This is a genomic window from Sorangium sp. So ce119 (genome assembly GCF_051524405.1).
Classification (GTDB): Bacteria; Myxococcota_A; Polyangia; order Polyangiales; family Polyangiaceae; genus Sorangium; species Sorangium cellulosum_G.
In genome coordinates this window covers 982855-995399 of record NZ_CP150311.1, presented here as the reverse complement: position 1 = coordinate 995399, position 12545 = coordinate 982855, and the positions used below count along the sequence as shown (strand labels likewise).

At 70.6% G+C, this 12545-nt stretch carries 10 protein-coding genes; 4 read left to right on the top strand and 6 right to left on the bottom strand.

The genetic code is table 11. The features are described from left to right. Positions 1-33 precede the first annotated feature (33 nt). Together WME76_RS48085 and WME76_RS48080 are read right to left on the bottom strand one after the other, a co-directional pair. The gene (locus tag WME76_RS48085) at positions 34-447 is read right to left on the bottom strand and encodes a hypothetical protein (RefSeq protein WP_437962934.1); all 414 of its coding nucleotides are present in this window, start codon (positions 445-447) and stop codon (positions 34-36) included. A gap of 232 nt (positions 448-679) precedes the next feature. Then, positions 680-2104, bottom strand: coding sequence for an AAA family ATPase (locus WME76_RS48080; RefSeq protein WP_437962933.1), 1425 nt, complete (start codon positions 2102-2104; stop codon positions 680-682). A 614-nt stretch (positions 2105-2718) separates the two neighbouring features. On the opposite strand from WME76_RS48080, the gene WME76_RS48075 reads away from it, so the two are divergent. Beyond that, the gene (locus tag WME76_RS48075; RefSeq protein ID WP_433933669.1) at positions 2719-3234 is read left to right on the top strand and encodes a hypothetical protein; all 516 of its coding nucleotides are present in this window, start codon (positions 2719-2721) and stop codon (positions 3232-3234) included. Positions 3235-3551: 317 nt separating this feature from the next. On the opposite strand, the gene WME76_RS48070 is transcribed toward WME76_RS48075, so the two are convergent. After that, positions 3552-3773, bottom strand: a complete 222-nt coding sequence (locus WME76_RS48070; protein WP_433933670.1) for a YdcH family protein — start codon at positions 3771-3773, stop codon at positions 3552-3554. A gap of 332 nt (positions 3774-4105) precedes the next feature. On the opposite strand from WME76_RS48070, the gene WME76_RS48065 reads away from it, so the two are divergent. Next, on the top strand, positions 4106-5278 hold the full coding sequence (locus tag WME76_RS48065; RefSeq protein ID WP_437962932.1) for a tetratricopeptide repeat protein: 1173 nt from the start codon (positions 4106-4108) through the stop codon (positions 5276-5278). Between the two features lie 36 nt (positions 5279-5314). Here WME76_RS48065 and WME76_RS48060 read toward each other — a convergent pair whose 3' ends face one another. Continuing rightward, positions 5315-6448, bottom strand: coding sequence for a vWA domain-containing protein (locus WME76_RS48060; protein ID WP_437962931.1), 1134 nt, complete (start codon positions 6446-6448; stop codon positions 5315-5317). Between the two features lie 432 nt (positions 6449-6880). Here WME76_RS48060 and WME76_RS48055 point away from each other — a divergent pair, with 432 nt between their 5' ends. Further along, entirely contained in the window at positions 6881-8425 is a 1545-nt protein-coding gene (locus WME76_RS48055; protein WP_437962930.1) for a hypothetical protein, read from the top strand. A gap of 113 nt (positions 8426-8538) precedes the next feature. On the opposite strand, the gene tmk is transcribed toward WME76_RS48055, so the two are convergent. Continuing rightward, entirely contained in the window at positions 8539-9240 is a 702-nt protein-coding gene (gene tmk / locus WME76_RS48050; RefSeq protein ID WP_437962929.1) for a dTMP kinase, read from the bottom strand. Beyond that, a complete protein-coding gene (gene panC / locus WME76_RS48045) occupies positions 9237-10130 on the bottom strand; it encodes a pantoate--beta-alanine ligase (protein WP_437962928.1) in 894 nt (297 codons plus the stop codon). The genes tmk and panC overlap by 4 nt, the downstream gene beginning before the upstream one ends. 43 nt (positions 10131-10173) lie before the next feature. Here panC and ppk1 point away from each other — a divergent pair, with 43 nt between their 5' ends. Next, positions 10174-12543: a polyphosphate kinase 1 gene (gene ppk1 / locus WME76_RS48040; RefSeq protein ID WP_437962927.1), complete on the top strand. Its 2370-nt coding sequence runs from the start codon at positions 10174-10176 to the stop codon at positions 12541-12543. The last annotated feature ends 2 nt before the right edge of the window (positions 12544-12545 follow it).

Genomic DNA, 12545 nt, shown 5'->3' with positions numbered 1-12545 from the left:
ACCGTACGAGGATGGCTATCGCTCAGCGTGTCGTCACACCGGCGCGCTGAGCGAGCGTGCGACGTTCTGTATTGCCTCGACCAGCTCCGCTTCGAAGCGCTGGAACGCCGGCAGCGTCCTCAACGCCTCCAGGCTGACCTCTTCGCCGAACAAGCGGTACAGTCGCTCAGGTTTCCGCCTCATTCCTCCTTCTCTCAAGAGCCGCCCCAGCGTCAGCTTTGGATCGGCGTCTCGCTCTGGCTCGGCGGGAAGCGCGGGCTGCGCTCCGCTGCCGAGCAAGGTCCGGAAGACGTCGACATCCGCCAGCATCCGTGCCTCCGTCTCGCGTACGGGTACGCACGGGACCGACACGACGTTCGGGTACGCGCGCCGGGCGGCCTCGATGCCGGGGTCAATGCAGCTCCGCCGCGCAGACGCCGGGTCACCTGCGCCGTCGACGTGGATCACGAACAGCGTGCATTCTTCCCAGCGGTCGGCGATGGCGGCCGCGATCCGCTCGGCTCGCTCCCTTGGGCTGGGCAGGGCGCATCGATCCCCAGGCTCTCTGCAACCTCGCACGCGCCTGGAAAGCGCGACGCCGCGAGCGACGGCAGCAAGCGATCGTGGAGCGGCAAGAGGAAATCGTAGTCGCTCGGACCTTCCGCGTAGAGGCCGGCGCGGAGGTAGAGACGCCTCCTCGTCATTCCGCGGCCTCGCTGTCCGCGGCCTGGAGGAGCATGTCGACGTCGCGCAGCGATGCGATACGCGCGCCGTCGCTCGGCGCGTTCAGCTCACCCACTGCACGCGCGCGCGTCGCAAGCTGACCGTCGCGCCGCACGAGATCCACGAAGCGTAGATGCTCGGGTCTGTCCCGGAACGCGGCGAGGACGACTGGCGAGTGGCTGGTGAGGAGGACCTGGGTGGTCGGCAGCGCAGAGCCAGGGTGCCCTTCGTCGTCTGATGCTGCAATTTCGCGGAGTAACGAGAGCAATCTACGCAGGCGGCCCGGATAGATGCCGTTTTCTGGCTCCTCGATGCCGACGACGGACGGGCGAGGTGCGACGCGGAGCGCAGCGAGCAACGCCAGGGCGCGAAGCATACCGTCGGAGGCCAGGTGAGCCGGGAGGCGTTCCCCGCCGGAGAGCTTGAACTCGATGCGGAAGCTGGCCTCGTCGGGAACGACGTCGAATCCGGCGAGCCCCGGGATGAGAGAGACGAGATCAGCGCGGATCTCCCCGAGAATCGGCCCGGGAAGATCCGCCAGGATGGTCGGCAGGTTCGAGGCGTCGGGCGCGAGCATCGTCGAAACGATGCGCTCGCTCGGCTCGCGCAGGCGCGCCGCGTCGATCTGGAAGAGGCGAAAGCGGGAGAGCTCGTCGGCAAGCGCAGTGATGACGGCGCTCCATCCGCTTTCTCGCATCTTCGATGTTTCGATTCCCAGCTTTTGATTCTCTATGTCCAGTATTTCTTTGAACAGCGCATGGTCGGTGCGAGCGTCGATGATCTCTTTCAGCCTGGCCAGTCGGGCGCGCGTTTCTTCGTCGAGGTTGAGCTGGAGATAATAACGTTCGGCGTCGGCGAATTTTGAGCCAAGCGCAGAGTGCGTGTTTGGGCACCTGAAGGTGTTTTCATCTTGACCTTCCATGCTAGACGCCATGGTTACACGCCGTTCCCGCTGATTTTGCTCCTTCTGTCGGAAGATGGTTCTCTGCCTGGTCGACTCCTTGCCGTCGGAGAACACGCACAGATGTTCGTCAGCGATGGCGAGCTCCTCGGCACCTGACGGGCGCTCCCGACGCTCGATGACGAGCTCGTAGCGATAGCGATCAGGCGGCGTACCGCGCACGGAGGCTTCCGATGCTCCCCGCAACAACACCTCGACGGCGAACCGGATCGTCCTCCCCGCCGCTCCCTCCGAGCGGCTGAACTGATCGACAATCCTCCCCCGTCCGAGCTTGAAGGCGTCTTCCAGCGACATGGCTGCCAGACGCGCGAGCAGCCCGAGCGCCTCCAGCAGGTTCGACTTGCCCGCCCCGTTCGGCCCGATGAACACGGTCCGCGGCTCGAGGTCGACCGCGAGATCCCGCAGTGACTTGAAGCCATCGACCTCGAACCGCGTGATCATCGCTCGACCCTACCACACTGATGCGTGGCCGCGACTTACCGGTCGCTTCGCCGCGTTGCCCGGTTTCAGCTGGTCCGCCGGCGTAGCTGCGCCCCGCCCAGCGCGTTCCGTTCGCGCGGTCGCTTCAGTCGAGCGTGAACGGCACGCCCACCCTCTTCCGGCGGCTTACGTTGATCGCCGGCGACGTCCACAGTCCGCGGTGAGGCACGCAGCTCACCTTGACCGCCTCCGGGTGTACGGACGCCTCGACAGGCGTCGCTCCGACCTGCTCGCCGCCCACATGACGGTGCAGGATCCGTCCTTCGCCGGGTGCGCACCATGGCCACCTGCGACCAGAGTCTGCCCGGCCCCGTGCCTGGTCCGGTTTGGTCGTCCCGGTCTTCGCGATCTTCCGGCACGTCACCCGCATGACCCTCGTCTCCCTCGCAACCCGCCGGCTGCGGCGAGATCTCGAGCCAGCCATCCGCCTCGCCTGCGGGCTCGCGCTGCTCGGAGCCCTCGCGACCGCGGAGGGCCGCCATCCCGCGCCGGGGCGGGCGGCGGGCGGCGCTCAGCCCCCGCGATCGCCGTCTTCCCGCTTGATCGCGCCGCGACGCGGGAGATACCCTCCGCGCATGCGCCGCCTGGTCTCGTGCGTCCTCCTCCTCTCATCGTTCGCCTTCGCGCCCGGGTGCGCGACCTACACGCAGGATCTCGATCGGGCCCGCAGCCATTACGAGGCGAACCGGTTCGAGCAGGCGCTGGCGCTGTTCCGCGTCCTCGAGCACGACATGGACTCGTTCTCGACCCCGGAGCGGGCGCAGTACGCCTACCTGCGGGGCATGACGGACTACCGCCTGGCCGATCTTGCGCCGCAGGGCACCGGGGTCGCCGATCCGCGCAAGGGCTACCGCGACAACGCGCGCCACTGGCTCGGGCTCGCCGCGGCGATCGAGAAGCAGACCCCCGGCGGCATCAGCAGCGAGCAGAAGAATCGCCTCACCGAGACGCTCGCGGACCTCAACCGCGACGTGTTCGGCGGCGCCGAGACGCTGCCGGAGGGCGACGCCGCCCCCGGCGCCGCGCCGCAGCCTGACGCTCCCGCGACGCCGCCCGCGGACGCGCCGGAGCCGGCCGCACCGACGCTCTGAGCTGCGCGCCGGCGTCCGCGGTCCTCGCGGACGGCGTTCCATCCTCGTGACGGGGCTGCGAGCCTGGCGCCGCATGCGCGTGTTGCGGTGGGCGCTGCGCGTGCGCTGGGCGCCGCTGCACGCCGGGCACCGCGCGCAAAGCCTCGCGCTGGGCGCTGCGTGCGCGCCTGGCGCCGCACGTCTGGCGCTGCATGCGCGTCTGGCGCTGCGTCGCGCTGCATGAGCGCGTCGGATGGCTGGGACAGGAACGGAAGGGGAAACGAGCGGGCAGGGCGCCGTGCGCGGCGCGTTCTGGATCGCTGGTCAGCAGGGGTGCGCTACGACAACCGTCGGCGCAGGGATTCGATCTCGTCCTTCGCTGCGAGCTTGTGTTTCTTGAGCTGGGCTGCCTCCATCTTCTCCCCGGGTGTCAGGAAAGCCCGCCGACCCAGCTGCCTGAGGCGCGAGTCGAGCTCACGATGACGCGCTTCGGCCAAACTCAGCCGCTGCTCCGTGCCGATTGCCATCACCGTGCGAGGAGAGACGATTTGATGCTTCATGTACCCACCTCCAAGGCCCCACAAGGGCCGTGATGCCTCGAGGGCCCACGACAGAAGCCCTCGTTCTGATCGTCGCTGGAGAGGAGATCGCCGCTGACCGAGCTACGAGCCACGACAACGGCCTGATGAACGAATGCGAGATTACCGCAGGGTGGCGCCCCGATGCAGCCCTTTTGTCGGGGGGTGCCGCCCCGCATTTCCCAAAAGTATCGGCCAGATACAGGAATCGCCGTACACGCACAGCCATCCACCTTCGTTCCGGACGGCCAGGCTTCGATCTCCGTCCAGGCACCAGCGGAACAACCTCGGACGTGGGGCTATCCTTCCCCGGCATGTCGAGTTCCTGCTCCACCCCGGTCGCTGCCCTGGTCCTCGCCGTCGTCCTGGGCGGATGCACATCCGAGGCCACGACGCCGACCCAGGCGCGATCCCCGCAGCCGGCATCGGCGCGGGGGCCGGTCGAGCTCGCGCCGGTCGTCGTCTCCCCCTACTCGGACGCCGAGCTCGCGGCGGAGTTCGAGCGGGCGCGCGCGCTGCTCCTGGCCGACAAGGCGCGCGAGGCGGCCCCCCTCTTCGATCGGCTCGTCCGCCTCTCGCCCGACGGCCAGGTCGCGCCGCCCAGCCTCTTCAACGCCGGGCTCGCCCACGAGGCGCTCGGCGACCGCGGGCTCGCCGCCGAGCGCTACCGCGAGGTCGCGCGGCGCTTCCCGGACCACCCGGTCGCGCGCGGCGCCCTCTTCCGGCTCGCGCGCGCCGCGGCCGCCCTCGAGCGGTGGCCCGAGCTCGTCGAGGTGTCGCGCCGCCTGCTCCGCCTCGGCGACCTGAGCGTCCTCGAGGCCATCGAGGCGCGCGGCGCCCTCGCGCTCGGCCTCGTGGAGCAGGACCTCGTCGACGAAGCGGCGCGTCAGGTCGCGGTCGCGCGCGATCTCATCGAGGCGCACCGGCTGGGCGAGTCGGGCAAGCCGCCGATCGAGCTCGCGCAGGTGAGCTTCGCGCTCGGCGAGGTGCGGCGGCGCCGCAGCGAGACGATCACCTTCGCGCCGGTGCCGGCGGACTTCGCCGAGGCGCTCGAGCGGCGCTGTCAGGGGTTGCTCGACGCGCAGAGCGCCTACACCGAGGCCATGCGTAGCCTCGACGCCCACTGGTCGGCGATGGCGGGCTACCGCGTCGGGCAGCTCTACAAGGAGCTCCACCGCGACGTGATGCGTGTCCCGCCGCCCCCGAGCGCCGACACGCCGAGGAAGAAGCAGCTCTTCGAGGGGGCGATGCGCCTGCGCTACCGCGTGCTCCTCGAGAAGGGGCAGAAGATGCTCGCCGGCACCGTCCTCATGGGGGACCGGACCGGCGAGTCGTCCGCGTGGGTCCTCCGGGCGCGCGACGCGCAGCGCGAGATCGAGCTCGCGCTCGCCGACGAGCAGGCGGCGCTCGCGAGGCTCCCGTTCACCGAGGCCGAGCTCTCGGCGGCGCTCGACGCCCTGAAGGCGGAGCCGCCGAAGAGGCCGTGAGCCCCGCGCGGGCGCGGGTGACCCGGGGCCAGGGGCTCAGTTCAGCTTCGGCTCGCACCCGAAGAGCACGTTGAGCTCCGCCTGCACCTCGGCCTGGACGGTCGCGCAGGACGCGGGGCAGAGGATGATCTTCTTCGGGAGCTCCTCGTCATCGTAGTACCACCCCGGCCCTGCGCCGCAGTCGGCCTCGTTGTCCGCCCTCGGGATCTCCATCTCGCTGGAGGTCCCGGGCGCGAGCTTGACCGCGACCCGGGTCTTGTCGAGGGTCGCGCCCTCCGGCGGCTCGGGGATGAGGAGCTCGCACGGGAGGGCCGACGCGCGGATCTCGGCCATCTTCGTCGAGAACGCGCTCACGTCCGCGGTGACGTCGAACGCGCGCGTCGTCCCGCCGGCGGCGGCGATCTGGTCCAGGTTCGAGAGCGTCGATCCCTCCACGGCGATGACGTAGGTCTGGACACCGTTGTAGTTGAGCGCCCGCTGCGCGATCTCCGCGGTATCCGCGACGGTGTTGTTGGCGCAGCCGGACGGATCGCCGTCGGTCGCGAGCACGACGATCACCTTGTGGGACGGGTTCGCGTCCTTGTAGGCGGTCGCGTTCGCGAGCGCCCCCTGGAGGGCGGGGCGCATCGGCGTCCCGCCGCCCGGCGAGGTGCCCCGGATGGATGCGGTGAGCTCCGGCGTGTGCAGCGGCAGCTCGCCGATCTCGACCGCGAGCTCGCTGTACGTCGCGTGCTCGCAGTCGTTCAGCCCGTTGTTGCCCCGCGGGAAATACGTCAGCCCCACGTTCATCCCGGCGGAGGCCGCGTCGTTCACGAAGGTCGAGATCGCGCTCGTGACGCCGCTCCATTTCGCGCCGAGCATGCTGCCGGACCGGTCGAGCAGGACGAGCATATCGAGCGGCAGCAGCGTGGCCGCCGCGCTCGTCTGGGCGCAGGAGGCCCCCTCGTCGAAGCCGCCCTCGCCGGTCGCGCCGTACCCTCCTTGGCCGAGCGCCGGGTCCCCCGTCGCGCTGCTCGGCCCGAAGGAGCCGCCCCCGCCGCTCTCGGCCTGCTCCGGCGGGGCGACGCTCGGCGGCCTCCGCTCGTCGGTCGCCGCGCAGCCGCCCGACGGAGCTGCCATCCCGGCGGCGACGAGGAAAGGGGCAAACACGAAATGACGTCGGAAGGACATCTCTGCGCTCCTCTGGAAATGGGTGCGATGTGGCTCGCGGACGCGAGATCTCCACGCGCGAAGTGGTCTGTCTGTCGAGGGAAGCCGAGCTCCAGACGCTCTCGTCAGCATACCGCAACTCTCGATGAAGGGGCGATAGGGGCTCTCCGGTTTGTTGGGCTTCTTGGTATCGTGGTCTCTTTCCTGTCGTCGCTGTCGTCGCTCTCGCTACTCTCGTGTCTCTCGTCTCTCTCTCGGTCCCTCTCCCCCGTCCCGTGGCTCGCGCCGCGCTCTTCTCGCCACCGTCGCTGGTCGTCGCTGGTGGTCGCTCGTCGCCGCCTGCGCTGACCGTTCCGGGTGCTCGCGCGCGCCGGAACATCATGTTTCCTTGCGCAGCCGCGAAGAACGCGTAATTCCCACGAGGAGCGTCACGCTTGCTGGAAAGAGGCGAACATGACTAGGTGGATTCCATGGGTACTTTCCGCTGTCGCCCTGACGGATCTCGGCTGTTCGACCGCGACGTCCGCGGGGAGCTCGGGCGCGACGGGGGATGGGGGCGCCGCCGCCGCGCCGGCCGTGTCGAGCGGAGGGGGCGGCGCTCCGTGCGAGATCGACTGCGCGCTCGTCCCGACCCCGCAGTGCATGACGGCCGTGTGCAACGAGGCGACGAGGCAGTGCGAGCTCATCTCCAGCGCGGGTGGGGAGCCGTGCGATGACAGGGACTCCTGCACGGTCGGCGAGACCTGCGAGGACGGCCTCTGTCAGGGCGGCGCGCAGGAGGACTGCGGCCTCGCGCCGGACGCCTGTCATGTCGTCACCTGCGTCGACGCGGGCGGCGCCCCCCGGTGCGGGATGGCGCCCAAGGAGAACGGGTCGCCGTGCGCGACGGAAGATCGCTGTGTCCTCAACGCGGCATGCACGGACGGCGCCTGCGTCGGGACTCAGCGGGATTGTTTCTTCTTCCAAGTTCCGGACTCCTGCCATGTCGGAGCGTGCAATCCGGCTACCGGTGCGTGCGAGGCGGTCCCGGGGAACGACGGGGCGCCGTGCGCGGACTCCGGCGACCTCTGCATGGTCGGCAAGGCCTGCCAGAGCGGCCGCTGCGAGGGCGGCGTCCCCAAGGACTGCAGCGCGCTGAGCGTCGCATGCAACCGTGGCGCCTGCGATCCGGGATCTGGCAATTGCCATGCTGAGCCGATCGCGCCGGGCGGCGCCTGCCTCTCCGGGACCGACGAGTGCAACCGTGGTGTCTGCGACGAGCACGGCGCCTGTAATTCCATCCCCACCCCCGGCGCGTCGTGCCCTTCACAGACGGTGGGCTGTACGCGCGGTATCTGCAGCGACGCCGGGGTGTGCACGGCGCGCTCGGTCCCCGACGGGGGCGCCTGCGCGGACGGCGACTGGTGCACCGTGGGGGAGTCGTGCCTGGCGGGCGTCTGCCAGGGCGGCAGCGCCGCGGCGACGCCGACGGTCTATTTCAGAGATACGTTCGAGAGCAACGCGGCCGGGTGGGAGCCCGGTCCGACCTGGCAGATCGGCGCGGCGATGGAGTCCTCCGGGCAGACCTACGGTCACGCCGATCCGGGGCTCGATCACACGGCGACCTCGGACAACGGGCTGGCCGGCGTGGTCATCGGAGGGAACGCGCCCGTCGGCGTTCACCCGTACTTCTACCTGACGAGCCCCGTCATCAACGCCGATGTCGCGGGCGGCGTGTACCTGTCGTTCTGGCGCTTCCTCAACAGCGATGAGTCGCCCCACATGACGAACCGCGTCGAGGTCTTCGACGGCCTCCGTTGGGAGGTGATCTACGAGTCGGGGGCGTACCCCGGCGTCCGCGACGCGGCCTGGACGAAGGTCCGCTACGATCTGACCCAGCACAAGAGCGCGAATCTGCGGATCCGCTTCGGCTACGCCGTCGAGCGGGACTCCTTCGTCGACGTGGTGTCGGGCTGGAACATCGACGACGTGGAGATCGCGAACGCCGCCTGTCCGTAGCGTGGGACGCGCGTCAGAGGAGCGCGCCGCAGAGGCGCAGTGGGCGCGAGGACACCATGCTTCCCGCGTCCCAGCGCCCGGGCCGCTCTCCTCGACTCAATCCATCGACGCCCTCACCGCTCCACGATCGGCCCGAGCGCCGCGATGATCGCGCGCGAGACCTCCTCGACCGGGCCGTCCCCGTCGATGTGGATGACGCGATCGCCCGGCACGAGCTCCTCCGCGCGCCGGTACGCCTCGGCGAGCCGCGCCTGCAGCTCGGTCTGCTCGAACAGCTCCTCGGCGCCCCCGCGCGCGCGGCGGCGCCTCTCGGCGATCTCCGGCGCCACGTCGATCACCACGGTGACGTCGGGCCTCCGCGCGTGACGGTTGAGCTCCCGGATCCATCGCAAAATCGCCCCGGTATCCCGCTCTCCGCCGGCCGCCGTCGTCGACTGGTACGCGAGGCTCGACAGATCGTACCGGTCGGAGATCACGACGTACCCGTCGTGGAGGAGCGGCTCCACCTCGGCGCCGAGGTGATCGAGGCGGTCGGCCGAGAAGAGGAGCGCCATCACCTCCGCCTGGCGGGCGCCGGGCAGCGAGACCCGGTGGGTCAGCATCAGCCGGAGGAGCGAGCCCACGGGCCCGCTGCTCGGCTCGCGGGTGACGCGGACCATGCGCCGCGCGGCCCTGAGGTGCGCCGCGTAGCGCTCGGCCTGCGTGCTCGTGCCCGCGCCGTCGATGCCCTCGAACACGATGAAGACGCCGCGCCTGGATTCGGCGGGGGGGCGCGACGACGGCGCGGGCGCCTCCCTGTCGGAGCTCGTCGTCATCGGCCGGCCTCCTCGCCCGCCCCCGCGATGGGCGGCGCGTCCTCCCCGAGCACGACGTTGTCGATGAGGCGCGCCGACCCGAGGCGGACGGCGACCGCCAGCAGCGCCCGCTCGCCGACCGTCGCCTCGCCGCTCCAGATCGCCAGCGACTCCGGGTCGGCGAGGTCCACGTAATCGATGCTCGTCGCGACGGCCGCGAGGCGCGCGCGCGCGGGCTCGAGCAGCGCGGCGGGGCGCCGCTCGCCGCGGGCGAAGGCGCGGCACGCGTCGGTGAGGGCGAGCGGGATGGAGCGCGCCGCGCTCCGCTGCTCGGGCGAGAGGTAGGCGTTGCGCGACGACATGGCCAGGCCGTCGGGCTCGCGCACGGTCGTCGCCCCGACGACCTCGACGGGCAGGAACAGGTCGGCGGCGAGCCGCCGGATCACCTGGAGCTGCTGGTAGTCCTTCCGGCCGAAGACGGCGACGCTCGGGCCGGCGAGCGCGAACAGCTTCGTGACCACGGTGGCGACGCCCTCGAAGTGCCCGGGCCGGTGGACGCCGCAGAGCGGGGCCGCGGTCGCGCCGACGCGCACGCGCGTCTCCTCGCCGGGCGGGTACATCGCCGCGACCTCGGGCGCGAACACCCCCGCGGCGCCGGCCTCCGCGCAGGCGGCGAGATCGCGCTCGAGCGTCCGCGGATAGCGCGCGAGATCCTCGCCCGCGCCGAACTGCGTCGGATTGACGAAGAGGGTCACCGCCACGAAGTCCGCTCTTCGCCGCGCCTCCGCGACGAGCGCGAGGTGGCCTGCGTGGAGCGCGCCCATCGTCGGAACGAGGCCGACGCGGCGCCCGGCCGCGCGCGCGCGCTCGCAAGCGAGCCTCAGCTCGTCCGGCTGTCGCCAGAATTCCATGGGCGGACCGTATCAGACCTGCGATAAAATCGAAGCTTCGACCATGATTGACGTGCCCTCCTCCACCGACACAACCGTTGCGTCCGGTCCCAGCTCCGGGGGCGATCCGGATGCCGCTCAGGTCGCCAACCCCGCCGCGGGCTCGGGCGACTCGGCCGGCGCGAGGTCTGGAGGCAGCGCCGCCCCGTCGAGCGGCCCCGTGTCGATCCCCGCCGCCTCGGGGCCGATCCCGATCGAGGGCGACCCGGCGCACTACCTGAACCGGGAGCTCTCGTGGCTCGAGTTCAACGCGCGGGTGCTGTCGGAGGCGCGATCGCACGATGTTCCGCTGTTCGAGCGCCTCAAGTTCCTGAGCATCTTCTTCTCCAACCTCGACGAGTTCTTCATGGTGCGCGTCGCGGGCCTCCAGGCGCAGACGCTGCGCACGATCGCGGAGGTCCCGCCGGACGGGCTCACGCCCCACGAGCAGCTCGTCGCGATCGGCGCGCGCGTCCACGCGCTCGTCGACGACGCCTACCAGATCTGGAACTCGGACCTCATCCCGGCGCTCAAGCGCGCCGGCATCGTGATCGTCCGGCCGGACGAGCTCGCTCCGCCCGAGCTCAGCGCGCTCGACGACAGGTTCCGCACGGACATCTTCCCGATCCTCACGCCGATCGCGATCGATCCGGGGCACCCGTTCCCGCACCTGCGCAACAAGATGATCAACCTCGGGATCATGTTCTCCCGGGAGCATGAAGCGCAGGAGCCCGGCTTCGCGGTCATCCAGGTGCCGCCGATGCTGAGCCGGTTGATGCGGGTCCGCGTGGAGGGCGCGACGCGCGCGTTCGTCCTGCTCGAGGACGTGATCGCGCGGCACGTGAAGGATTTCTTCCCGTCGGGCAGGCTGCGCGGGACGTACCCCTTCCGCGTCACCCGGAACTGGGATCTCGAGATCGACGAGGAGGAGGGCGAGGACCTCCTGGAGACGATCCAGGCCGAGCTCCGCCGGCGCGATCGCGGCAACGCCGTGCGCCTGGAGATCGGCATCGGCGAGGGCGCCGGCACCTCGGTCCAGCGGCTCTGCCGCGCGCTCAAGGTGGACGGGTCGCTCGCCGTGTACCGGGTGCCGGGGCCGCTCCACATCGCCGACCTCATGGGCATCGTCGCGGACGACGAGCGCCGCGAGTACCGCGACGAGCCGTTCTCGCCGCAGGTCCCGCCGCTCTTCCGGGACGTGGAGGACATCTTCGCGGTGATCCGGGAGCAGGACGTGCTCCTGCACCACCCGTACGAGTCGTTCGATCCCATCGCCGAGTTCGTCTCCCGCGCGGCGGACGACCCGAACGTCCTCGCGATCAAGCAGACGCTCTACCGGACCGGCGGCGACTCGCCGATCCTGAAGGCGCTCGCGCGCGCGGCCGAGAGCGGCAAGCAGGTGACCGCCATCGTCGAGCTGAAGGCGCGCTTCGATGAGGCGAGCAATATCCAGTGGGCGCGGATGCTCGAGCAGAGCGGCGTGCAGGTGATCTACGGCCTGCTCGGGCTGAAGACGCACGCGAAGGCGCTGCTCGTCGTGCGTCGGGAGAAGGACAGGCTGCGCCGCTACGTGCACCTCTCGACGGGCAACTACAACCCGCAGACGGCGCGGCTCTACACCGACATCGGCCTGTTCACGGCGAACCGGGAGATCGGCGAGGACATGACGTCGCTCTTCAACCTGCTCACCGGTTACAGCGCGCCGCCCAAGTGGAACCGCCTGCTCGTGGCGCCGCTCGGCCTGCACGAGGCGGTGCTCGGGTTCATCGCGCGCGAGGCGGCGCACGCGCGGGCCGGTCGCAAGGCGGAGATCGTGGCGCAGATGAACGCGCTCGTGGACGTCGACGTCATCGACGCGCTCTACGCGGCCTCGCAGGCCGGGGTCGACATCAAGCTCGCGGTGCGCGGCATCTGCTGCCTGCGGCCGGGCATCCCGGGGCTGTCGGAGCGGATCCAGGTGCGCGCGATCGTCGACCGCTTCCTCGAGCACAAGCGGCTGTTCCGGTTCGCGAACGGCGGCAACGAGGAGGTCTACATGTCGAGCGCCGACTGGATGCCGCGCAACTTCCACCGCCGCGTCGAGCTGATGGTCCCCATCATCGAGCCTGCGATCCGCGCGCGCGTGGAGGACATGCTGAACATGGTGACCTCCGACACGGCGAAGACGTGGGAGCTCGCGAGCGACGGCAGCTACCACAAGCTGCAGGTGCCCTCCGGCGCCGCCCCGCTGCGCTCGCAGCAGCGCTTCATCGAGCTCGCGCGCGAGCGGGTGAAGCTCAGCGATCCGCTCGCGCGCGGCGGCGGGCGCTTCCACATCCTCCGCGTGCCCGCGAGCGCGTCGGACGGGGAGTCGCGTCACCGCAAGGGCACGAAGAAGAAGAAGAGCCTCCCCTGAGC

Bases quoted from the DNA above. Each gene is read 5' to 3' on its own strand.
- WME76_RS48080 (WP_437962933.1), bottom strand. From the start codon at position 2,104: ATGATCACGCGGTTCGAGGTCGATGGCTTCAAGTCACTGCGGGATCTC.
- WME76_RS48075 (WP_433933669.1), top strand. From the start codon at position 2,719: ATGCGCCGCCTGGTCTCGTGCGTCCTCCTCCTCTCATCGTTCGCCTTC.
- WME76_RS48070 (WP_433933670.1), bottom strand. From the start codon at position 3,773: ATGAAGCATCAAATCGTCTCTCCTCGCACGGTGATGGCAATCGGCACG.
- WME76_RS48065 (WP_437962932.1), top strand. From the start codon at position 4,106: ATGTCGAGTTCCTGCTCCACCCCGGTCGCTGCCCTGGTCCTCGCCGTC.
- WME76_RS48060 (WP_437962931.1), bottom strand. From the start codon at position 6,448: ATGTCCTTCCGACGTCATTTCGTGTTTGCCCCTTTCCTCGTCGCCGCC.
- WME76_RS48055 (WP_437962930.1), top strand. From the start codon at position 6,881: ATGACTAGGTGGATTCCATGGGTACTTTCCGCTGTCGCCCTGACGGAT.
- tmk (WP_437962929.1), bottom strand. From the start codon at position 9,240: ATGACGACGAGCTCCGACAGGGAGGCGCCCGCGCCGTCGTCGCGCCCC.
- panC (WP_437962928.1), bottom strand. From the start codon at position 10,130: ATGGAATTCTGGCGACAGCCGGACGAGCTGAGGCTCGCTTGCGAGCGC.
- ppk1 (WP_437962927.1), top strand. From the start codon at position 10,174: ATGATTGACGTGCCCTCCTCCACCGACACAACCGTTGCGTCCGGTCCC.